Here is a 21,980-nt window from a genome sequence, read left to right on the forward strand (position 1 = left end):
TGTTTGTGGATTGGGTCGGCAAACCTTCTCCAACAAAAATAACTAAATGAAGCCAGCGCGGCGCAGAACGCCTTCCGCACTTGCCTTGGCGCAGGCAGGCACGCGCACCACGGGGCCAGTGCAGCCCATGGCGGTTTCCGCATACATGCCTTGGGCCCACAGGGCTTCGGCGGCGGCTTCCATGTCCAGCACGTCTACCCCGGCAATTTCTGCGTCCACTGGTACCACCGGGGGTTTTTGAACAGCTTTTGTTGCAGGGCCTTCTTTGGGGCGCAATTTTTCCAGCTCTGTATCCAGCCCGGCAGTGCGGGCGGTGTGTAGTTCTGTTGCAAGCGCTTCTGGCAGGTTACCCTGCACCGCCTGGGCCGTAAGGGCCAGCGCATTGGCTACCACAGGCGCGCCGGAAGCACGGGAAACAATGGAAACCACCTTGCCCCAGCCTTCCCCAACGGAAGGGCCGTAGCCAAAGCCAACGCTTTCATACCCGCCGCCTGTGGTGAAGGTGGCAAATATTTTCATCAGGGCATTTCCGGTAAGGGTGTCGCACACCAGCACATCCACTGCCCCGGTTACAAGGTCGTTGCCACGCAGCAGGTTGCCACCATCGCCCCTGCCGCTGCTGCCAAGGTTTACAGCATAGCCATTTTCTTGCAGGCGGGTAAGGCTGCGCAGGGCAGGGCCTGCCCCTTCGCTGTTTAAAAAGGCTACGCTGGGGTTTACCAGCCCGCAGGCCTTGGCAACGGCTGTGCCATATACGGCGTTGCGCAGCAAGGCTTCCCCCCGGCTGGCAGCCGTTGCCCCGGTGCAGGAAGCAATGAACATGGGGCGCCCCTTGGCAGGGGTGACTACACGCCCAATGGTGGCTACCCCAATGGGGAAGGGAAAGTGCATGGCCACAGCCCCTGCCACGGTGCCTTCGGCCAGGGCTTTTTCCAGCGCTGCCACCACGTTGGCTTCGCAATTATCGGTTTCCAGCCATTCCAGGGCTTCAAACCCTGGCACTTTGGGGCCAATGGCTACCACACGCAGGCCAGGGGTGGCCTGCTGGGCCATAAGGCCGCCTTGCAACACTTCTGCTGCGCCCAGTTCACTGCCAAGGGCCATTAGCCCAAGGCGCAGCACCGGGCCACCATTTTGGGCGCGGGCCAACAGGTTTTCCAGGGCCTCGCCAATGGCTTTGCGTGTTGTGCTGTTCATGGCTTACCCCTTCAGGCGGCTGGCAAGGTCGCCCAGCACTTCAAGAATAACGGCTTCCACATCTTGGCGGGAAACACTGCCTTGTGCAGGTTTTGGCGCTTCCACCATGAAGGAGGCACCGTCTGCCAGGTTGGTGAGCCGCCCAAGGAACAGGCTGCCTTTGCCAATAATCATAGCCCGTTGCATGGTGCCATTGCTAATGGCTTTTGCGGCATGGCCCAAAAAGGGCACGCCAGATGGAATGTGACCCTGGGTGGGGGCAAACCCCGGCACCCCGTGCTGGCGCACAAAGTCGGGTATGGCGGCTTTTTCGCCCTGGCCTTTCATAACTGCCAGGGCAGCAATCATTTTAAAGTTGGCTTCCGGCACGTTGCCCGCCCCTGCGGGCACGGTTACTTCCGGGTCGTGCAGTTCCGGGGCGTATTTGTCCACATCGGCAAACTTCAGGCCAGCGGCTTGCAATGGTTCCCACACCAGGGCGGTGGTTACGGCCTGGGGGGAAGCCCCGGCTGCCACGGTGTGCTTGCCCAAAGCGTCCAGACGTATAACGGGCAGGGTGCCGTCATCTGGCGTAAGCAGCAGGGCAAAGCAACCCAGCACATTTTCCATGGGGGGAACGTTCTTTTTTACATGCTCGCGGGCGTTCATGTACAGTTTGGGAATGGAGCCACCGCTGACTACAGCCACGTTTTTGCGTGCGCCGCAGGCAACCATGCTGGCGGAAGTAATAATAGCGGCCACCGGGGCTGCGCAAAAGGCCCGCAGGTCGAACCCGCTGGCATTGCCGCACCCGGCAATTTCGGCAATGGCTTTGGCCATGTTGCCGCCGCCGCGCTGGTTAATGTCGCCCACGGCTTCTTCGGAACAATCCACCACGAAGTCGATGTCATCTGGCTTCATGCCGGCATTTTTTATCAGGTGCAGCAGGGCAAGCACTGCCCCGGCTTTGCTGGCAAGGTTTTCCAGCAGTACGTGGGCGCTGAGGTTTTCATCCACGTCGTGCCCCGGGCGGCAGCAGCCCACAACAGCACCGTGGTAATACAGGGGCAAGGCATGGCGCTGGTTTACTTCTTCGGTAATGGCGGTAGCTTCGCGCCCCTGTCCCAGGCGTTTAAGCTGTTCCGGGCCAAGCAGGGGGTGGCTTTCCAGGGCAGGGCGCACAGAAGCGGCAAACCCTTTTTCCAACCATACAAGGTCAAACACATCACATATGTCCAGCAGGCCCAAAAATTCATCTTCAGGCATGATTTCGCCAAATTCGCCAAAACGCTGGGCCTGGGCCACCGGGTTGTCCAGGTGCGGGCGGGGCAGGGCTTCCAGGGCGTTGGTGTCTATGGCACCAATATAGGCCAGGTGCGGGGCGTACTGGCAAATGGCATCAAAAGGGCGCACAGCCCCGGCAAGTGACGCCAAAAAGGGCGATTCCGGGTGTGCTTTGCGCTCCTGATAGGTGGTGGTGCCATAGTGCAGCCCCAGTTCTGAAGCGTAGTTCAGGCAATACGCAGTTGCCTTGATTGCGGCTGTAACCATGGGGGGTCTCCGTAAAGAATATTTTGTGTGTGTAATCTGGGGACGTTGTCCCCCATACCCCCTACAAGGGGAATGATTGACTCGGCCCTTCCTGGACCTCGGCCTGCGACTCCCGCCCTACGGGCGGTTCCCAATTGTGCTTCCTGCACAATTGTCCCCTTGCCCCCCATTTGCATCCCCTTTTCCGCAAAGCGAAAAAGAGAACGCTGATGCGGGTTCCAAGGTCATTATGTCCTTAGTGGTGGAGTGGGGGAGGAGGTAGAGCCTTTCCCTGAACAAAGCACTCACCCGATTACTGAGGATTTTTTGGCTCTGCCCAGGAAGGGAAGTTGTGTGCGGGGCGATGTGTATTGAGGCATACATGAGCGTCGCACACAACGAACCTGACACAGGCAGAACAAAAAAGACTAGTAATCAATGGGTGACGATAAAGTGATAGGCGGACATGGCTGCCAAAGCACCGTCGCCCGCTGCGGTAACAACCTGCCGCAAGGGCGTGTTGCGCACATCGCCTGCGGCAAAAATGCCCGGCACAGAAGTTTGGAGGCGCTCATCCGTGGCTATCCAGCCGCCATCCACCCTGTCCAGTTGTCCATTGAGGAACGTGGCGGTGGGCACGGTGCCCACAAACACAAATACCCCGGCAACGGGCAGGGTGCTTAGCTCCCCTGTTTTGACGTTTTTCAGGGTTATGCCTTCCACAAGGCCTTCACCGTCTATGCTTTCCACGACGCTATCCCACACGGCCACAATTTTCTCATTCTTCAAGGCACGGTCTATTGCCATGCGGTCTGCCCGGAATTCGTCGCGGCGGTGCACAATGGATACCTTGGAAGCAAACCGGGTAAGGTAACAGGCTTCTTCCACGGCGGTGTTGCCGCCGCCAATAACCGCCACTTCTTCATCGGTAAAAAAGGCCCCGTCGCACACGGCGCAAAAGCTGACACCAGCGCCAATAAGGTCGTTTTCACCCTTGCAGCCAAGGCGGCGAAATGTTGCCCCTGTAGCCACAATAATGGCTTTTGCGGCAATATCGCCTGCATCGGTATGCACAGTGTGGTGCTTTTCCCCTGGGGTAATGCCGCGCACCAGCGCATTGCGAAATTCCACACCCAGGGACATGGCGTGGTCGTAAAACGATTGGGCCAGGTCCGGCCCGCTGATGGCCTTGATGCCGGGCCAGTTTTCCACTTCATTGGTAATAAGAATTTGCCCGCCGTGGCTGGTTTTTTCCAGCACCACAAGGTCCAGCCCGGCCCGCTTGCCGTAAATGGCTGCGGTAAGCCCGGCGGCACCGCCGCCTATAATAACCAGCTCATGTGTTTCCATGTGCGTTTCATTCCTTTGCTGCTATTATGTTGCACCTTTTAACAAATTGACAATGAGGCATCAGAAAACGCTGTATTTTTTGTGTTTGGCAAGGCGCAAGCGTTTTTACCAAAGGGGGTGGGCTCTTTGGCCCTGCCCCCTTTGGTAAAAAGGTGAAGAAACGCCGCCAACCCAAAAACAGTATTTCCTGAGAAGATCACTCATTCAAGGGCACTTGGGAAACGCGTAGTTATTTTGTTTGGCAAGGCACGAGCTTTTTTTGAAGCAGGAGTGGACTCTTCCGTCCTCGACTGTTTCAAAAAAAGTGAAGTAACGCCGCCAAACGGAATAAATCAGCGTTTCTTTAGAAGACGGTTTGCTCGGTGACATCGGCCCCCAAAGCCTTCAGGGCTTTTTCCACCAGACCGCGGCGCAATTTTTTTTCTTCTGCGGGGGAAAGGGTGGGGTTCCCCAAGGGGTAAGGAATGGCCACCGTGGGAATGATGCGGTTGGCACCCACGCTTTGGGAAATGGGCACAATGGAGGCCATGTGCACAACAGGCATGTCGCCAGCTTCTTCAATAGCTTTTGCAAGCGTTGCACCGCAACGCGTACAAGTTCCTCACGTGGATGTGAGGATAACCGCCTGTACGTTGGCCTCCTTCAGTTTTTGGCCAATTTCTTCCCCCCACTTTTTGGCGCTGGCAACGGCTGTGCCGTTACCCACAGTGGAGTAGAACAGGTGGTGGAGCTTGCCAATTTTCTTTTCTCTTTCCAGGTCGCGCAGCACGTCTACGGGCAGCACCCTGTCTGCATCCTGGTTGGCAAAGGTCTGGTCATACCCGCCGTGAGCGGTCTGGTAGGTTGTGTCTGTCAGGTCGTTCACCCCGGCAATGTCATATTCGCCGTAGCTGCGGGCACTGGAAGCGGCAATGTGGTCCGGGTTGCCTTTGGGCACTATTCCGCCGGAGGTCACCAGGGCAATGGTGGCCCCTGCCATGTTGGTAATGCCGGGGCGCGGTGTTACCCTGTCGAACACGGGCATTTTATATTCTGTGGTAAAGGGCTTGCCTGCCAGTTTCAGCAGCAGCATGTCTACAGCGCGTTCTGCACCGGGCTTTTCGTAGAACATGTTCACCCGTACCCCGCGCTCAATATAGCCTTCAGCTTCCGGGCTTTGCAGGGCTTCTTTGCGCAGTAATTTCAGCAGCAGGGCAGCCATGGCCGGAATGGCCTGGCCCATGCCGCGGGCGCTGTCTGCCGCCGGAATAATGTAGGTGCCTGCCTTATACAGTTCTACGCCGGGGTTTTCAGGAAACATGGCGGTAACGGTGGGAATGCCACACGCTTCGCCTATAGCCGCGCACACGGTGCCGCAAGCCATGCCGTAGCGGCCTGCGTTAAAGGCCGGGCCTGCCACCAGGGCATCTGCCTTGTATTTCTTTACAGTAGTGGCCACCAGGGCTGCCACTTCTTTCTGGTTTGCCACGCAGTAGTTGTCGCCGCACACAATGGTGGCAACCACTTCTGCTTCACCTTTCAGGGCTGCATGCAGGGCCATGGCAGGGCCAGCCTGCCCCACCCTCACTTCCGGCTTGTGGTCTGCCATTTCTTCGCCGCCAACGCCGCCAAAGAACTGGTTTATGTAATGAATAACACGATATGCCATGAATATTCTCCTTTATCACCCCATGGGGTGTTGCGTGCTTTACATGCCGCCGCAGGCGGCTTGAGAGATAGCTTAAATGGTGTAGGCCCCAATTTTATTGAACCCTAGCTCGTTGGTGGCCCCAAGAATGGCTTGCAGTTCCACTTCCATGGAACCGTCGGCCCGCAGGGAACCGAAGAAGCCGCCAGCAATCACGTCGGCCTGGGCCGGGTCGCCCAGTACTTTTGCCATGGGGGGCAGCACAATGGTGGCGTTGGCATTGCCAGCCGTGACCACGGCGGTCCCTTCCGGGCAGGAATCTGCCAGCGACTGGCTTGCCCCGTTGGCCCCGGCATATTCGTCTGTGACCAGCACGGTTTTAATGCCTGCGCTTTCTGCTTTCACGCAGTTAAGCACCAGGTCGGCGTCGGGGTTGCCAAAGCCTTCTTCGGAAATAACGGCGGCGGTAACACCCAGCATGCTGGCCAGTTTTACGGCATAGGAAGAACTGCGCTGCTTGTCTGCCAGGGTCACGTTTTCATTGGTCAGGATAACGCCCACAAAGTTGATTTCTTTGCCATGGCGGGCATACAGGGCTTTGATAATGGGGTTATTCTGGTGCACGTACGTGTTGTTTTTATCGCAGGCAGAAACGCAGTTGCCGGAAATAACGGCACCGTCCATTATTTCTGTGGGGCTGATAAGGGTGGGCAGGGTTTTTTTGGCATCAACACCGTATACCCAGGTGTCGTGCAGCAGCCCTTGCGATTGGAGCATGTAAATATAGGCCACCTTGGGCAGGCCGGGGTGGGCTGCCATGGCTTCTGCCAGGGGGGGGAATGCATAGTGTTCCACGCGGGCTGCTTTTGCTGCTTTGCAGCGGCAGGCCAGGTAATGGGCGGCTTTAAGCCCCACCATGCGGCAGGTGGCTTCTGCTTCATGCAGGGTCACGTCTTCACGCGGGGTAAGGCCCAGCACAATGTTGCAGGTGCTGGAAAAAGGGGTGTAGGCTGCGCCGGGGCCGCTCATGTCCACAATACCTTCCTGCGGGGCCACAAGGCGGCCTGTGGTGAGCACGGTGGCACCTTCCAGCACAAAGGTTGCGCCTTGGCCCACTGTTTCCACACCGCCAATAAAGCCGGGGAACACTTCGTTGCCACCAGAGAGTTTGCAACGTGGTTCCACAGCGTCTTTTACGGGCATAATACGAATGCTCTCGCCGGGGTGGGCCAAATCAACCGTAACCGCGGCAAGGCGTGGGTCTTCAAGCAGCAGGGCTTGTAGTTCCTGCTGGTTGATAACCAGAACATCATTTTCCAGGGTTGTTTGCGGACCGAAGCGCAGGGAGCGCACGGGAGCCTTATGCAATTCAAGCTTCACAGTTCCCTCCAGTACAGGGCAATAAGGTATCAGGCAGGAAGGGCGGTATGCCGCCTTCAAGCCCAAGTTCAGCCCACCCCGCTTGGGCAAGGGGCAGGCGCATCAGTTCAAGGTCAATGGTGGCGCAGTCGCGCAGGAATGAATGGGGGGCTTGGTGCGGCAACAGCACCGGGGCGGTTTGGTAAATACCCAGAGCTTCCTCCACAAGATGCAGGGAGGTAAGGTTTACCTGTGCTTGCTGTGTGGTGGCCTGTGTATTTGCCTGAATGGTGGAGGCTGTGCTGTTTTGGAGCAAGAGAGAGCGGTAAGGCTGCTGGTGCGGCCTGTAATTACCGTACAGCGGGTGGTGCAAAAGCTGCCACCCGGCATGCACCCGGTTGCGCCCTGCAAGGAGCACATCCAGTGAGGAAACAGGCGTCAGGCCCAGTTCCCAGCCAGGAAAGCGCAGAACGCGCATAAGCGGATTGTTTGAAAAAAGCACAAACACCATAACAATAGCCCCCCCGTTGGGGTTTAGCCCTGTTATAAGCGTTCATGCCTACTTCAGAGTGCGTCCAGCCATGCTCCTTGGGCCTGAGAGATTCGGTTGCCCTTTCCCCTTCGGCGTTGCCGGAAAATTCCAGCAAACTCTCACATAGCTTTCAACCGCGTTGGGCAGTGGGGGGCGGTTTTGCCGCGTTTCCCGTTTGCCTCGTACTATACTGTACAGTAAAGGAAAAATGCATCATCACGTTACGCCATTATACTATTCCTCCCCTGTAGAATGCAAGTGTCTTTGTCGGAGATTGAGAAAATTTTCCCAATCTCCGAAATGTGAGACGGATGGCCAGAGTTTGTTCTTTGTGAATGGAATGGCACAAGCCCTGGCTTGAGAACGAGAAACATCTGACCAAGTAGAGAAATGTACGGTGTGGCAGCAAGGCTGTTGCCACACCATAGCGCTACACTTTCTTAGGGTTGATAATGGGAACGATAAGGATGGCGGAAAGCAGGGATGCGGCAACCATGACAATAAAGAAGCCGTTCCAGCCAAAGCCTTCAATCACTTTTGCCACAGGCAGGCCGGTCATAGCTGCGCCCATATAGCCGAACAAGCCCACAAACCCGGTGGCTGTGCCTGCATATTCTTTGTGGGCCACTTCTGCCGCTGCCATGCCCGTGAGCATTTGGGGGCCAAAAATGAAGAAGCCGATGAGGAAGAACACGGTGCCAAGGGCAATATAGCTGGTAAGGGGCAACAGCCACAGGGCCCCAACAGACAACATGATGCCCAGCATGAAAATGATGTTCATGGGCACGCGGTTGCCACGGAAAAGAACGTCTGACCCCCAACCAGCCACAATGGTGCCAATGAAGCCGCCAATTTCCAGCATGGTAATGGCAGAGTTTGCCACCACAAGGTCAACACCATGCTGACGCACCAAATAGAGGTTGCCCCAGTCGTTTACCCCAATGCGAACGACGTATACAAGCACGTAGGAAAGGGCGAGGAGCCAAATGTATTTGTTGGTAAGGACGTATTTTTTCAGAATTGTCCAGGTGGAAAGGGTGTTGTCACTTTTCTTGACCTGGTCAATTTCCAGTTCGTCGTTGCGCCATTCACCCACTTTGGGTAAACCCATGGATTCTGGCCTGTCGCGCAGCAGCAGGCATACCAGCACCCCGGCAACAATGCCGATAATACCGGGGATAACCATGCCGTAACGCCAGCCGTAATGCACAGCAAGGTACCCGGCCAGCAAGGGAATAATGGCCCCGCCCACGTTGTGGGACGTGTTACACATTGCCCACCAGAAGCCGCGTTCATTACGCGAATACCAAGTGGTGAGAATTTTTGTGCAGGGGGGCCAGCCCCAGCCCTGGAAGAAGGCGTTCAAGCCCCACAGCAGGGCGAACATGGCCACAGAAGAACTCATGCCAAATAGAATGTTGATAATACCAGTGATAATAAGGCCAATACCCATGAAATAGCGGGGGTTTGCCTTGTCGCTCATAATGCCGCCAATAAAGCGGGATGAACCGTATACAATGTAAAAAATAGTACTAAGCATGCCCACATCGGAAAGCTGTAACCCTAGGTCTTCCAGCATTTTTGGCATAATGGACTTGTAACTGTTGCGGGTGAAGTAAAACACAGCATACCCGAGCCAGATGGAGGCCATTACGTGCAGTCGCCAATACTTGTAATCTTTGTCAATTTCTTCTGCGTTTTTGGTTACAGGCTGAGGTGGGGAAGCTTTAAGCCAGTCAAACATGGGATTCTCCTGCGAGTTAAGGGTGCATCAGAGAAACGAGTGTTTGGAACTGAATACCTTGCAGAAACCCAAACGGTGTTTCAGCATTGAAAATGTATATGTAGCGCAGGCAGGGCGACCTGCGGGAATGGCTGTGCGTATTACCACGTGGTACCGGAATGCACAGGAGTGCTTTCTGTGTTCAGGGAAACTCCGTGTGGGAGTTAGCGGTGTTTTGCAATGGCTTCCAGGGCTTTGGCGTGCAGGCGTTTGTCGCCACTTGCCAGTACTTTCATGCCGGAATGCATGGTTAGGGGGTTTCCTTCCCAATCAGACATAACGCCCCCGGCTCCTTCAATGATGGGCACCAGGGCGCAGTAATCCACTTCACGCATAATGCCGCTGTCGTAACACAGGTCTATTTTACCTGCGGCAAGGCTCATGTAACCATAACAGGCCCCACCATATACCCGCCACTTGGTGGAGGTACGCAGGTATTCATAGGCCGCTTTATCTTCCGGGAACACAAATTCTGTGTTGCTGGAAGCGGCAAGGGCGGTGCCCATGTCGTCGTGCTCGCGGGTGCCAATGGGCAGGCCGTTTACGGTGGAAGGCATGCCATGCACCCCAACCCAGCGTTCAGCCATTACAGGCATCTCAACCACGCCAAGAACGGGCGAGCCATTGCGGCACAGGGCAATAAGCGTTCCATAAAAGGGGTAGCCCACAATGAACTGGCGGGTGCCGTCAATGGGGTCAATTACCCACACGTATTCGGCGTCTGCCGAACTGGCCCCGTATTCTTCCCCCAGCATGCCGTGGTCAGGGAAAGCCTGGCGGATAATGCCGCACACTTCGCGTTCTACCCGTTCATCTGTTTCTGTTACTGGGCTGGCATCGCCTTTTGTCTTAAAGCTGTAATTGCCGCGCAGGTATTTCGCCCTGTGTTCAGTTAACATTTCACGTGAACGGTCGGCTGCCTGCATGGCAACCTTGAGGAACTTTTCGTATTCTGCGCTCATTTCAAACTCCATTTGACCTGTAAGGGTCTGTAAAAGTTGTTGTGTGCGTGCTGCAGTGTGTGGCAAAAATTACTACTGCAAATTTCGTGAACAGAAACGTTGGAAATTGCCCTGTTGTTACAAGCCCTCTGGGGGGCAGGTGAGGCTTGCCATCTCTCCAAAATTTAACGGGAACAGGGGTGGTTGTGCCCTGTATGGTTCAATGCATTCCAGCGGAATGTTATGGGCTTGGGCTATCATTTCCGCCACAGGGGCAGCGCACATGCGCCCCTGGCAGGTGCCCATGCCGGGGCGAGCTTGAGACTTCAGGCCGTCTGGGGAATAGCTGCCAGCCATAATAGCTTCACGCAGGGTTTTGGCGGTGAGTTCTTCACAACGGCACACAATGGCGCTGTCTGCCGGTTGCAGGCATTCCAGCCTGGGGGCAAAAACGGTATCCATAAATGGTTGCATGGCCTCGCAACGGCGCAGGCGGCGCTGTTCCGGCAGGGCAAAGGTGTTACGTTGTTCCGGAGTGATTTTGCCAAGGGTGTAGCAGGCATCAAGGGCTGCCAGGGTGCCCCGTGCTGTTGCGGCGGCAGCCCCGCGCACCCCCGCAACGTCCCCCGCGCAGCGCAGGCCAGCCACACAGGTGTTGCCCCACGTGTCAGTTTCCGCATGCCAGTAGCGTTGGCGGGGATTCCACACATGGCGCACCCCGGCAAGGCGGGTAATGCGCGATTCAGAAACAACCCCTTCGTGCAGCAATACTGTGGTGCCTTCCACGTGGCGTGTTTTGCCAGCAAAGTAGAAAGAAACACGCAAGTTGTTTTTCTCTTTCTCAATGGCAAGCTGAGTGGCCCCTGGGTAGCAGCGGGTGCGCAGGGCCATGTTCAGGCCAAGGCCCATGCCATGGGCCATGTACTGTGGGCGGGCCAGTGCCCCAGGCAGGGCAGGCAGGGCTTTTATGGGGTTGCTGAGATTTCCGGTAAGCACCACCCCTGCCACGCGCACCCCAAAGTGCAAAAGGTGGCTGACTGTTTGTAACAATAATGGCCCGTTGCCACACAGCACCACAGGCCCTTCGGGCAATATACCAGCGGATTTCAGTAAAATGTCGGTGGCACCTGCCCCCAGCACACCGGGTAATGTCCAGCCCGGCAGGGGCACAGGGCGTTCCATACCGCCTGTAGCCAAAATGATTTGGTCGGCCGTAATGCCGTGGCTTTGCCCTTTATGGCTGAAGTAAATTCTGCCAGGAGCAATGTGCCATACCTCTGCCCCCGCCAAAAAGGTAACAGGGGCGTTTGTGAAGGCCCGGCACAAGGAGGCCCCTTCGGCATATTCCTTACCAATGGCTTGCACTGTTGCGGGTTGGGCACTTCCGGCAGAGCGGAAAATTTGCCCGCCAGCTTCTGGTTGCCTGTCCAGCACTAAGGGCTGCACACCATGGCGGGCCGCTTCAAGGGCAGCAGCCATGCCCGCAGGGCCAGCGCCAATTACCACAAGGCTCCAATGTGTTTGCATGGCTATTCCTTTGTGCCGCTGGGGGCAATGCCCGTAAAGTTGGGGGCACCCTGCTGGCGCCGCACGCGCATATCTTGCTTTACAGGTACAAGGCAGGCCCGCTGGTTTGGCACGCCGTTAATTTCCATAAGGCATTCGTAGCACACTCCCATAAGGCAAAAAGGGCCGCGCTGTTCGTGCTTGATGGCTGTTGTACGGGCATAGGGAATGCTGTAACGCAACACAGCGGCAGCTACGCTGGTGCCTTCCGGTACTACAAGGGCGTTGCCTTCCACAAAAATGGTTACCGTGGGGTCAGGGGCTGGCAGAACTGGCTTAAACATGCTGCACCTCAGGGGTTCTTCATTATTCCATTCTTCTGTTACGTTTGCTGCATGGCGTTCATTTGGCATGTGGCTTTGCCCTTCGTGTTGTTCTTTAATCCATGCGGAAGCCAAAGCGCAGGGGATCCTCTGGGTCGATGACAAACTTGTGCAGCCCGGTGAAGTGGGCCCTGCCGGAAACTTCCGGCACGCCGCCTTTGCATGTGCCTATGGTAACGGCTTCCACAATGCGGGCCGTAAACTGGGTGCCAATAATGCTTTCATGCACAAATTCTTCGTTCAGCCCAAGCTGGCCTTTGGCGAACAGGGAGGCAACACGGGCCGAAGTGCCTGTTCCGCAGGGGGAACGGTCTACCGAGCTGGGCAGGAAAATAACGGTGTTGCGGAAAGTGGCTTTGGGGTCGTCTGGCTTGGCGTTGAACATGACGTGGGAAATACCCTTCAGGAAGGGGTCTGTAGGGTGCACAAACGGTACTTCCTTGCGCACGGCTTCACCAAAGGCCTGGGCTGCTTTGATGATATCGGATAAATGGGCAGGGCGCAGGGTCAGGTTATTCATGTTGGCCGCATCGGTAATGGCATAGGTATTACCGCCGAAGGCCACGTCATAGGGCACAGGGCCAAAGCCGGGCACTTCCACTGTGCCGCTACGGTATAAAAAGGAGGGTACGTTGCGGAAGGTAACTTGCTTTACCCTTCCGTTTTCCACCAGGGCGCGCGTGCGTACAAGGCCTGCGGCGGTGTCTATGTTTACTTCGGTAATTTTCCCCGTAATGGGAATGCGCCCACTTTCCAGCATGGCGGTAACGCATCCAATAGTACTGTGCCCGCACATGCTCATAAGGCCGCTGGCATCAATGAACAAAATACCCATGTGCGCTTCCGGGTGGCAGGGGGGCAGCCAAATGGTACCCGACATGTTCCCGTGCCCGCGTGGCTCCTGCATTACGGCAGAAACTAGCCAGCCAAGGTGTTCTTTGGCATAGGCCATTTTTTCTTGCATGGTGTTGCCAGGAATATCCGGCACGCCTGCAATAAGGTTGCGGGTGGGGTTGCCAGCGGTATGGGTGTCAATGGATTCAATGATATTGGTAACGTGCATGGCATTTTCCTTATGGGTGCAAGCTGGGGTTAGGCTTGGGCTGGCAGGGCAGGCGGGTTCAGGCCAAAACGGTCTATATGCAGTGGGCCAAGTTCTATGGCCGGTTCAAGCCCTTGTAACATTTGTGAAACCAGGGTGCCTGTAATAAGTGAAAGGCCAATGCCGTTGCCTTCATGCCCGGCGGCCACATACACCCCCTGTATATGGGTGGGGGAAATTATGGGTTTGCCATCAGGTGAGGCAGGGCGCAGCCCTGCATAGGCGCGAATGATGCGCGTTTGGCTAAACTTGGGAAAAAAGTGGGTGGCACGGCTGGCAATGGCGCGCATAACTTCCGGGTGGGGGGCAATGTCCATGCCCACAAAGCGGCGGCTGCTGCCCACCAGCACTGTGCCTGCGTGGGAAGGTTCCACCACAAAGGCTACCCCAAAGCGTTCCATTTCCGGGGTAACGCCTGTGCGGGCCACGCCGCCTTTGGCCGCAAGGTAGCCATATTCCGCATAATTTTTACCCACCAGCCCTTGCAGCCGTTCTGTTACCAGAATTTGTCCCTGGCGCGGGCGGATGGGCACCTGCACACCTGCCATGGCTGCCAGTTCTGGTGTCCACACCCCGGCACACAGCACAACCTTTTGGGTGGCAATGGTTCCGTTGGTTGTTTCCACCCTGGCAAGCTGGCCGTTTTCCACCACGATGTTGGTAACGCGGGTGCGGGTAAACAGGTTTGCACCGTGGCCTTTTGCCATGTGGGCAAGGCCAAAGGCAAGGCGCATGGGGTTTAGCTTTGCATCCCCCATAAAATTCAGGCAGGCAACCACGTGGTCTGCCACGTTGGGTTCACGGCGGCGCAATTCGTCTTGCTCCCACAGCTCAACGGGCACGCCTTCGTTTTTTTTGCCTTCATAGGTGGCACGCACTGTTTCCAGGTCGTTTTCATTGTCCACCAAAAGGCCGAGCCCTTCCGGAGTAAATTCAATGTCACAGGGCAATAGGGGGGCAAACTGGGGGAAAAGGTCAAGGCCCATTTTGCAAAAACGGCTGAAGTAGCCTGGGGGGCTGTCATAGGTTACTGCATGGCCATCACACCGGCGGCTGGAACCCCAGGCAAATTCACCCAGTTCCACCAGCGCGACCTGGGCCCCTTCGCGTGCCAGGCAGGCTGCCACTGCTGTGCCCACAGCACCGCCGCCTATAACAACAATATCCGCAACTTCGTGTTTATTCATGGCGCTTTGCTTCCCGTTGCACCCGTGCCGCTTGGCCTGGGCGTGTTACCGTAAGTGCTTAAGCTACACCAGTTTGCGTGGTTCCCAAGGCAGTACCCCCCGCCAAAAGAACGACCTTTTCTGGCAGGGGTGCCTGGCTCTTTCCTGCAAGTTACCCAAGGGGTGGCAGCCAGCAGGAAGACGGGGTTATTTAAAGGTGGTGGTTTGCAACACGGCATCCACTGCGGCTTTGGTGGCGGCGGAAATAGGCAGGCGTGGGGCGCGCAACACCCCGTTACCCATTCCCTGCTTTTGCAGTACATACTTGGTTATTTGCCACAGTTCGCCCGTGCTTTCCGTAAGTTGCAGCAGGGGAAGCAGCTTGCGGTACAGGGTGCGTGCCCCGACAAGGTCGCCTTTTTTGGTGATAAGATCGAACAGTTCCACAGCCTGGGCAGGGGCCACGTTAGCCAGTACGCAAATCCAGCCTTTGGCGCCCATAACGAAGCTTTCATAGGCCAGGTTTTCACTCCCACACAGAATGACAAGTTCCTTTTCCAGGGTGTCCACCATAAGGGTAAGGCGTGTAATGTCCCCGGTGGATTCCTTCAGGTATTCCATGTGTGGCAGTGTAGCAATTCGCTCCATTGTTTCCGGGGCAATGTCCACCCCTGCGCTGCCGGGGTTGTTGTATACCATTACTGGCAGAGTGACATTTTCGGAAACATGCTTGTAGTAGGCATAAATTTCGTCTTGGCTCAGGTGCATGCCTGGGGCTGGCAGAACCATAACCGCGTCAGCATTAATGGAGGCTGCGTGGCGGCACACTTCCAGGGTAGTTTCCATGTTTTGGGAAACAGCACCTATCATTACTGGCACGCGCCCTTTTACTTCCTTCATGCAGAATTCAGCATATGCCTTGCGTTCTTCCAGGGAAAGGGCAGCAAATTCCCCGGTAGCACCCAGGGGCAAAAGGCCGTGTACGCCGGAACCAATGAGCCAGTTCAAATGCTTTGCCGCTGTTGTATAATCAATTCCGCCATCAGCAAGGAAGGGGGTAACGGTTACCGCGATGATGCCATGCATTTTTTTCATACCTGTTCTCACCTTGTGGTTGTGTTGTAGAATGCCCCGGTGAACAAGATTGGGGCCCTGTGCCGCAGCGTTTCATTGCATGTTGTGTAAAGCATATACATTATTGCTTGCAAGTTTGAATGCAACTCTGGGGCCAAAAATGCGGTAATGCAATAATTTGCTGTAACTAATGAATATTATTTTTTTGCGCATCGTATTTTTTTATTGCGCCGTGTATATTTGTGTTGCGTTTCGCTGCAATGGTCTGCATAATGTGCTGCATGTGTAGCGAATGGCAACAGATGCTGTCTTGCAAAGCGAAGAACTACGCAGCAAGGGCATTGTAAAAGGAACTGGCTGCGTGTTGCAGCAAGATATGTCTTTTTTGTTACGCCTTGGTGCGTGATGTGCAACGAAGCGCTCCACATAGGCAACTATTGGTGGGTAATGCAGCATTTTTCTACAATGGTGCAGAATGCCACTTCCTCTCTTTTCAGCATGAATTGGTACTGTCCAGGCAGGCTTCGCCTTGCCAGCAATTTAGGAGTTTTTCATGGCACAATCGATTTTTGCCGTTTCAGCCCCTCAAGAAGCCATTCGCGCTGCGTGGCATACTTTTGTGAGTGGCGAACCCCTGCTTGGTGCCCCTGTTGCTCCTCATATTCTGACAGGATGGGAAAAAAGCCGAAAATATGGGGTAGACCCATTGCGGGCGCAAGTACCCCCTGTGCTAGGGCAAAAAGAGCTGGAAGAATTGTGCGAGGCAAACAAGGCATTGTTGCAAAGTGCGGAACCCATGCTGCGCATGCTGGAAGTTTCCATACGTGAAACAGGCTACATTGCAACCTTGGCGGTGGCTTCCGGCCATTTGCTGGCTGTGGTTGGCGACGATACCCTTATGGAGCAGGCCAGGGCGCAGTATAATATTCCTGGGGCAGAACGCAGCTTGAAAACTGTAGGTGCTTCCGCTCTTTCCCTGAGTATTTCAGAACGCCGCCCCGTGCAGGTAACTGGTTTTGAGCATTACAACCGTTTTTTTCATGAATGGCGCTGCACCGCTGCCCCCATTTTTGATGCCGGGGAGAAGCCCATTGGTTCCCTGACCATTTCCAGCCACATTTCCCGGCCTGACATGCACACCCTTACCCTGGCCCAGTCCTGTGCAGACTGCATAAGCATTCGCCTGCGGGAACATGCTCTTATGGAGTCGCAACGGCACCTGAACGCCATGTTGGAATCTGTGCATAATTCCCTGCCGGAAGCCGTGGTAGCCATTAACCCTGCGGGGGTGGTGACTCATGCCAACCAAAAGGCGGTGGCCCTGTTTTCGCAAATTGCCCAAAACGTGGTGGGGGCACACCTGGAAGGTTTGTTCAGCAGGCCGGAAATGCCGCGTATTTTACAACTTGTGGGCCGGGGCCAGCGGGAAACCCTGGAGCTTGAAGTGCTTTCCGCCAAAGGCCCTACAAACCGCATGTGTCGGTTTGAGCCCATTCGCCTGGATAATGGCACCACCTGCGGCATGACCCTTTCCATAAGCACCAAAAGCCAGGTTATTGATATTGCCAAGCATGTGGGGGGCAATTACGCCAAGTATTGCTTTGACGACATCAAAGGAGAAAGCCCGTTACTGAAAGGGCAAATAGAGCTTGCCCGCCGGGCAGCTGCCAGTGCCCACCGTGTGTTGTTGTATGGAGAAAGTGGCACCGGTAAAGAGCTGTTTGCTCAGTCTATTCACAACTGTAGCAAACACCACAATGGGCCATTTGTCGCTATTTCCTGCGCTGCTATTCCGCGCGACCTTATTGAGTCGGAACTATTTGGGTATGTGGGCGGTGCTTTTACCGGGGCGCGGCGTAATGGCATGGTGGGGAAAATGGAACTGGCAACAGGGGGCACCCTGTTTCTGGATGAAGTAAACAGCCTGCCCCTGGAAATGCAGGCCAAGCTGTTGCGGGTGTTGCAGCAAATGGAAATTGTTCGCCTTGGCGACACAAAGCCAACCCCCATTGATGCGCGGGTTATTGCTGCCACCAACCAGGATTTGCGCGAAGCCGTGCACCAGGGCACCTTCCGGGAAGACCTGTATTTTCGCCTGAACGTGGTGGAAATTACCATTCCCCCCCTGCGGGAACGCAACGAAGATATTGGACTTTTGGCCCACCAGTTTTTTCGGCGGCAAAGCTTGGAAACCAGCGTACCCTTCCCCCATGTGGGGGCAGATGCCCTGGATGCCCTGTACCGCTATTCATGGCCGGGCAACGTGCGGGAACTGGACAACGTGTGTGAACGTGCCCTGCTTATGGCAGGGGGGGCTGCCATCACCTTGGCCCACTTGCCGCCGCACATTGTTGGGGCCGCCACAGCCATACCGTGCGCCAGTCCAACAAGCACTGGGGGAATAGGCGGTACAGCAGGGGGGGGGCGTAGGGCAACGGCTTTTGGTGGTGTCGCTACCGGGGTGGACGATGCCTACAGGCGAGTTGTGCAGGAAGCCATGGCTATGTGCAATAACAACATTAGCATGGCGGCGGAACACCTGGGCATTGCCCGCACCACACTTTACAGAAAATTGAAAAAGTACGGGCTGGAAGGGTAAGTGTTGCGAGAGCATTTCAACTTTGAAATGCTCTGTGGACGCGCAGCGGACACTCGCGAAGCGTGTCGTTTTATTCTCTTATCACCTTGGGTTATGTTGAGTTGCCCATGTGTATTACGGAAAATGAATACAACTGTTCAAAGGTAAAATGCTCTAGCGGGATAAATGACCTTGCTTCAAAGCTCTGTGCTGTTAAAAGGCATATAGGGTGTATGTCGTATTTTGCTACAGCCGCTACGCAATATGTGTAGCGGCTTGCTACATTCAGCAGGTGCAACAAATAAAAGACTCAATGAATTAAGCCTGTTTCAGCTTCGCACGGGAATTGCAAGAGGTTTTCCATACCCACGGAAGATTTTTGCCTGCCGTGCAACATACTGCATATTGATACAGGAGGAATTTATGTCTGACTTTTTGACAACAGCCCAATACGAGGCCATGGCCCGTTCCCTTTCATTTCCCACACAGGCTTTTATTGGTGGCAAGTTTGTGCCTGCTGCTTCTGGCAAAACAATGGACACCATTAACCCCGCCACAGGGGAAAAAATAGCTGAAGTGGCTTCTTGCGGGGTTGAAGATGTAAACCGCGCTGTTGCCGCAGCCCGTAAAAGTTTTGAACGTGGGGTGTGGGCAAAAATGCACCCCACGGAACGCAAAAAGATTTGCCTGCGCTTTGCAGAACTGCTGGAAAAGAACGCAGTGGAACTGGCTGTGCTGGAATCTGTTGATAGCGGCAAGCCCATTCGCGAATGCCTAATGACTGACCTGCCGGAAACCATTGAGTGCCTTATTTGGCATGCGGAAATTGCAGACAAGCAGTATGGTGGCATTTCCCCTTCCGGCAGTGGGGCGCTTGGCCTTATTGTGAAAGAACCCATTGGGGTTGTGGCCTGCGTGCTGCCCTGGAACTTCCCGCTGATGATGGTAGGGTGGAAGCTTGGCCCTGCCCTTGCCGAAGGGAATAGTATTATCTTGAAGCCCGCCAGCGTAACCCCCCTTACTACCCTGAAACTGGCTGAATTTGCAGCCGCAGCGGGCATTCCTGAAGGTGTACTGAACATTGTACCTGGCCCCGGTGCCCTGGTGGGTGAAGCCCTTGGCCTGCACCCGGACGTAGACGTTATTTCCTTTACCGGCTCTACCGAGGTGGGCAGGCTGTTCCTGCGCTATTCCAGCGAAAGTAACCTGAAACGTATTGTACTGGAACTTGGTGGCAAAAGCCCGTTTGTGGTGCTGGACGATGTAAAAGACTACACCGTGGCAGCCCAGCACGCCGTGCAGGCGGCCTTTTGGAACATGGGGGAAAACTGCACAGGCAACTCCCGCATTATTCTGCCCAACAACCGCAAGGCAGAGTTCCTGGAAGCCATGAAAAAACATCTGCAAGGCTGGAAAATTGGTAACCCCCTGGACCCTGCAAATGCCCTGGGCAGCATGGTTAGCAAAAGCCATTTTACTACGGTTATGGGCTACATTGAAAAAGGCAAAGCAGAAGGTGCCACCGCTGTGGTGGGCGGCGCGCCACTAGGCATTGGCAGTGGGTTGTTCATTCCCCCCACCATTTTTGATGGTGTGCTGCCCACGCACACCATTGCCAACGAAGAAATATTTGGCCCGGTCACAACCTTGCTGGGGGTGAACTCCAATGAGGAAGCCCTGCGCATTGCCAACAATACCGTGTACGGCTTGCAAGCTACCCTGTTCACTGATGACATTACCAACGGCCACCTGTTTGCCCGTGAAATGAAGGCTGGCACCGTTTCCGTAAACAACTTCAGCGAAGGTGACAACACCACACCCTTTGGTGGCTACAAGCTTTCTGGCTTTGGCGGGAAAGATAAAGGGCGTGAATCCCACGACCAGTATCTGGAAACCAAAACTATTTTCATTAATTTGAATAAGTAACAAGAGTTCTGCAACGTTGTTTGCGTATCCTCTTTGTTAGTTCCAAATCAAATTCGGTTGCTTTGTAAACAGGTACCGAATCATGTTGAGAAAACAACACTGCCCAGCAATTTTTGGTTGTGCTGGGCAGTGCTTCACATTTCTTTCTGTGTATTATCTTGAAAGATTTACTTTCCCCCCTACACCAGCCAAAAAATTTGGGCATCCGTTTCTTCTGCCGCATCGTCTCCAGGGTAGTTCCCCAGAAGCACCCCATGGCCCCTTCCCCGTTTTGCCGCTGGAGCAGGTGGGCAATCCAGGTTTGGGTGGCCTCACTGGCAAAGGGGGTGCCGTCGTAAAATTTCAGGTGCACCACGTCGGGGAACTGGCTCACAAGGGCCACAAGGCCAATGCACTCCACACTGTGGGCTGTTTTGGCCCCAATGCCATCCAGGCAGCGGGCCACCATAAAGTGCCCGTCCAGCCAGAAGGGAGCCTTGCCAGCGGAGCGCTCAAGCTGCGGCAGCACAGCGGCATACTGGCGGTTTTCCACAACTTGCTCATAGGCCAGGGTGCGTTCACGCGGAATGGCCCGCACCTGGGTGTTGCCTGTGGCGGTTGTTTGGGGCAACTGGTTCACCGTGCCCCACGCCGCTGCCCGGTGCAGGAAAAGGAGAGTAGAAATGTGGCTCGTTTCCATTTGTCGCAAGAAAGGCGTATGCACATCACCTGCCAATCTGAGAAGGATTTTGTAGTAATAGCATACGTTGCTTGATGGAGTTGGCGCATGGGGAGGTCGTCCCAAAGGATAAATGGGCTTTTAAGGGTGTTTTTCCTTGTAGCGTTCTGCATTGCTTATGATTGTCAACGTAATATAGCTAGTTTTGACTATAGGTGCGCATACAATTCCCCCAAGTGTTATTTCAATTGTGGTATTAAAGGGGAATAATTTTATGACTGGTAAAATATTCTATACAACCGTGTTGAAATATTGTAACATAACACATGGGTGTTATTCAGGATTATTTCCAATGCCCGCTTGCCTCTTGTTACTTTTTTCCCTTTCTTTTCATATGTCCATAAGGCTACTCTCTCTAAGCTATTCCTTACTATAAGATAATAGCTGTGCAGTAAGTGTATTGCCCTTGTGGAGTGCATATATCCCATTTCTTTCAATACGCTTTGCGGCTTTCTGCGATTTCTGCCTACAAACCTTTGCCCAAGGAGCTTTACATGAGTGACTCTTTGTCTTTCAATGCCAGAGCTAATCAGGGAAGTCCGGGACTGGCCGGTTCCCAGGGAAGCTATGTGGCTTCGCCTGGTAAGCTGGCGGGACGTCTGGACGTTTTGCAGGCCCTTTCCGGGGTGCTGCTAATTCTTTTTCTGTGGGCACACCTGTTGCTTGTTTCCAGTGTTATTGTCAGCCCTGCCTTAATGAACGGCATTGGCTGGTTTTTTGAGGTTACTTTTATGGCTCAGATAGGTGGGCCTGTTATTCTGTTGCTGATGGTTTTTCACTTTATTATTGCAGCCCGCAAAATGCCTTTCCGCACGGGAGAGCTGTGCACCTTCTGGAAGCATGCCAAGCGGCTGCATCACAAAGACACCTGGCTGTGGTTGGTGCAGGTTGTGACTGCCATTGTCATTCTGGTTATGGCCAGCATTCATGTACATGCCGTGCTCAGCACGTTGCCCATTACCGCGGCAAAAAGCGCGGAACGGGTGCAAAACGGCTGGCTTCTCTTTTACCTGGTGCTGTTACCCATGGCTGAATTGCATGTGAGCATTGGCTTTTATCGCCTTGGCGTGAAATATGGGTACATAAGCAGTGGGGCCCGCAGCAAATTTCAGCGTGTGGAATACTACATGGCAGGAACCTTCATTGTTATTGGCCTGCTCACGTTGTTGCGTTTCTCTTACCTTACCATCAGCTAGGGTAGCCTGATCCGAATTCCCACAGGAGCGAAT

The 21,980-nt window shown here is 54.8% G+C and carries 17 protein-coding genes and 1 riboswitch; of the genes, 3 read left to right on the plus strand and 14 right to left on the minus strand.

All coding sequences use genetic code 11. The annotated features are described in order from the left end of the window. Positions 1–42: 42 nt before the first annotated feature. The 13 genes from grdD to G497_RS0112955 form a co-directional block, all read right to left on the minus strand. On the minus strand, positions 43–1,197 hold the full coding sequence (gene grdD / locus G497_RS0112890; protein WP_027188446.1) for a glycine/sarcosine/betaine reductase complex component C subunit alpha: 1,155 nt from the start codon (positions 1,195–1,197) through the stop codon (positions 43–45). A 3-nt stretch (positions 1,198–1,200) separates the two neighbouring features. Beyond that, positions 1,201–2,727 carry a glycine/sarcosine/betaine reductase complex component C subunit beta gene (grdC, locus tag G497_RS0112895; RefSeq protein WP_027188447.1) on the minus strand — a complete coding sequence of 509 codons (1,527 nt, stop codon included), beginning with the start codon at positions 2,725–2,727 and terminating at the stop codon, positions 1,201–1,203. Positions 2,728–3,141: 414 nt separating this feature from the next. Further along, on the minus strand, positions 3,142–4,056 hold the full coding sequence (trxB, locus tag G497_RS0112900; RefSeq protein ID WP_027188448.1) for a thioredoxin-disulfide reductase: 915 nt from the start codon (positions 4,054–4,056) through the stop codon (positions 3,142–3,144). A 343-nt stretch (positions 4,057–4,399) separates the two neighbouring features. Continuing rightward, on the minus strand, positions 4,400–5,704 hold the full coding sequence (gene grdB / locus G497_RS0112910) for a glycine reductase complex selenoprotein B (protein WP_084516292.1): 1,305 nt from the start codon (positions 5,702–5,704) through the stop codon (positions 4,400–4,402). Between the two features lie 72 nt (positions 5,705–5,776). Beyond that, the gene (locus tag G497_RS0112915) at positions 5,777–7,063 is read right to left on the minus strand and encodes a glycine/sarcosine/betaine reductase component B subunit (RefSeq protein ID WP_027188451.1); all 1,287 of its coding nucleotides are present in this window, start codon (positions 7,061–7,063) and stop codon (positions 5,777–5,779) included. Further along, the gene (locus G497_RS20240) at positions 7,053–7,553 is read right to left on the minus strand and encodes a GrdX family protein (RefSeq protein WP_051258123.1); all 501 of its coding nucleotides are present in this window, start codon (positions 7,551–7,553) and stop codon (positions 7,053–7,055) included. Before G497_RS20240 ends, G497_RS0112915 begins: the two co-directional genes overlap by 11 nt. Before the next feature lie 61 nt (positions 7,554–7,614). Then, positions 7,615–7,708, minus strand: a riboswitch (glycine riboswitch). 296 nt (positions 7,709–8,004) lie between these two features. Next, positions 8,005–9,318, minus strand: a complete 1,314-nt coding sequence (gene uhpC / locus G497_RS0112925; protein ID WP_027188452.1) for an MFS transporter family glucose-6-phosphate receptor UhpC — start codon at positions 9,316–9,318, stop codon at positions 8,005–8,007. A gap of 203 nt (positions 9,319–9,521) precedes the next feature. After that, positions 9,522–10,319, minus strand: coding sequence for an inositol monophosphatase family protein (locus tag G497_RS0112930; protein ID WP_027188453.1), 798 nt, complete (start codon positions 10,317–10,319; stop codon positions 9,522–9,524). Between the two features lie 117 nt (positions 10,320–10,436). Continuing rightward, entirely contained in the window at positions 10,437–11,825 is a 1,389-nt protein-coding gene (locus G497_RS0112935; protein WP_027188454.1) for a (2Fe-2S)-binding protein, read from the minus strand. 2 nt (positions 11,826–11,827) lie between these two features. Continuing rightward, positions 11,828–12,148: a (2Fe-2S)-binding protein gene (locus tag G497_RS0112940; protein ID WP_027188455.1), complete on the minus strand. Its 321-nt coding sequence runs from the start codon at positions 12,146–12,148 to the stop codon at positions 11,828–11,830. 94 nt (positions 12,149–12,242) lie between these two features. Beyond that, a complete protein-coding gene (locus tag G497_RS0112945; RefSeq protein WP_027188456.1) occupies positions 12,243–13,250 on the minus strand; it encodes a proline racemase family protein in 1,008 nt (335 codons plus the stop codon). Between the two features lie 29 nt (positions 13,251–13,279). Beyond that, positions 13,280–14,476, minus strand: a complete 1,197-nt coding sequence (locus tag G497_RS0112950) for an NAD(P)/FAD-dependent oxidoreductase (RefSeq protein WP_027188457.1) — start codon at positions 14,474–14,476, stop codon at positions 13,280–13,282. Positions 14,477–14,662: 186 nt separating this feature from the next. Further along, entirely contained in the window at positions 14,663–15,550 is an 888-nt protein-coding gene (locus G497_RS0112955) for a dihydrodipicolinate synthase family protein (protein ID WP_027188458.1), read from the minus strand. A gap of 532 nt (positions 15,551–16,082) precedes the next feature. Here G497_RS0112955 and G497_RS0112965 point away from each other — a divergent pair. Together G497_RS0112965 and G497_RS0112970 are read left to right on the plus strand one after the other, a co-directional pair. Further along, entirely contained in the window at positions 16,083–18,128 is a 2,046-nt protein-coding gene (locus G497_RS0112965) for a sigma-54-dependent Fis family transcriptional regulator (protein ID WP_027188459.1), read from the plus strand. A gap of 402 nt (positions 18,129–18,530) precedes the next feature. After that, complete coding sequence (locus tag G497_RS0112970) at positions 18,531–20,033, plus strand: aldehyde dehydrogenase (RefSeq protein WP_027188460.1); 1,503 nt, start codon at positions 18,531–18,533, stop codon at positions 20,031–20,033. On the opposite strand, the gene G497_RS0112975 is transcribed toward G497_RS0112970, so the two are convergent. Continuing rightward, a complete protein-coding gene (locus tag G497_RS0112975) occupies positions 20,017–20,736 on the minus strand; it encodes a type VI secretion system domain-containing protein (RefSeq protein ID WP_156908121.1) in 720 nt (239 codons plus the stop codon). The two genes, G497_RS0112970 and G497_RS0112975, sit on opposite strands and share 17 nt — an antisense overlap. Positions 20,737–21,245: 509 nt before the next feature. On the opposite strand from G497_RS0112975, the gene G497_RS0112980 reads away from it, so the two are divergent. Next, positions 21,246–21,947, plus strand: coding sequence for a succinate dehydrogenase/fumarate reductase transmembrane subunit (locus G497_RS0112980; RefSeq protein ID WP_084516293.1), 702 nt, complete (start codon positions 21,246–21,248; stop codon positions 21,945–21,947). Positions 21,948–21,980: the final 33 nt, after the last annotated feature.

Source organism: Desulfovibrio cuneatus DSM 11391 (assembly GCF_000430005.1).
Classification (GTDB): Bacteria; Desulfobacterota; Desulfovibrionia; order Desulfovibrionales; family Desulfovibrionaceae; genus Frigididesulfovibrio; species Frigididesulfovibrio cuneatus.

What these genes read in the sequence shown, in the direction of transcription:
- G497_RS20240 (WP_051258123.1), bottom strand. Translation starts at nt 7,553, where the DNA reads ATGGTGTTTGTGCTTTTTTCAAACAATCCGCTTATGCGCGTTCTGCGC.
- G497_RS0112940 (WP_027188455.1), bottom strand. Translation starts at nt 12,148, where the DNA reads ATGTTTAAGCCAGTTCTGCCAGCCCCTGACCCCACGGTAACCATTTTT.
- G497_RS0112970 (WP_027188460.1), top strand. Translation starts at nt 18,531, where the DNA reads ATGTCTGACTTTTTGACAACAGCCCAATACGAGGCCATGGCCCGTTCC.
- G497_RS0112935 (WP_027188454.1), bottom strand. Translation starts at nt 11,825, where the DNA reads ATGCAAACACATTGGAGCCTTGTGGTAATTGGCGCTGGCCCTGCGGGC.
- G497_RS0112950 (WP_027188457.1), bottom strand. Translation starts at nt 14,476, where the DNA reads ATGAATAAACACGAAGTTGCGGATATTGTTGTTATAGGCGGCGGTGCT.
- G497_RS0112955 (WP_027188458.1), bottom strand. Translation starts at nt 15,550, where the DNA reads ATGAAAAAAATGCATGGCATCATCGCGGTAACCGTTACCCCCTTCCTT.
- G497_RS0112945 (WP_027188456.1), bottom strand. Translation starts at nt 13,250, where the DNA reads ATGCACGTTACCAATATCATTGAATCCATTGACACCCATACCGCTGGC.
- grdC (WP_027188447.1), bottom strand. Translation starts at nt 2,727, where the DNA reads ATGGTTACAGCCGCAATCAAGGCAACTGCGTATTGCCTGAACTACGCT.
- trxB (WP_027188448.1), bottom strand. Translation starts at nt 4,056, where the DNA reads ATGGAAACACATGAGCTGGTTATTATAGGCGGCGGTGCCGCCGGGCTT.
- uhpC (WP_027188452.1), bottom strand. Translation starts at nt 9,318, where the DNA reads ATGTTTGACTGGCTTAAAGCTTCCCCACCTCAGCCTGTAACCAAAAAC.
- G497_RS0112965 (WP_027188459.1), top strand. Translation starts at nt 16,083, where the DNA reads ATGGCACAATCGATTTTTGCCGTTTCAGCCCCTCAAGAAGCCATTCGC.
- G497_RS0112930 (WP_027188453.1), bottom strand. Translation starts at nt 10,319, where the DNA reads ATGAGCGCAGAATACGAAAAGTTCCTCAAGGTTGCCATGCAGGCAGCC.
- G497_RS0112980 (WP_084516293.1), top strand. Translation starts at nt 21,246, where the DNA reads ATGAGTGACTCTTTGTCTTTCAATGCCAGAGCTAATCAGGGAAGTCCG.
- grdD (WP_027188446.1), bottom strand. Translation starts at nt 1,197, where the DNA reads ATGAACAGCACAACACGCAAAGCCATTGGCGAGGCCCTGGAAAACCTG.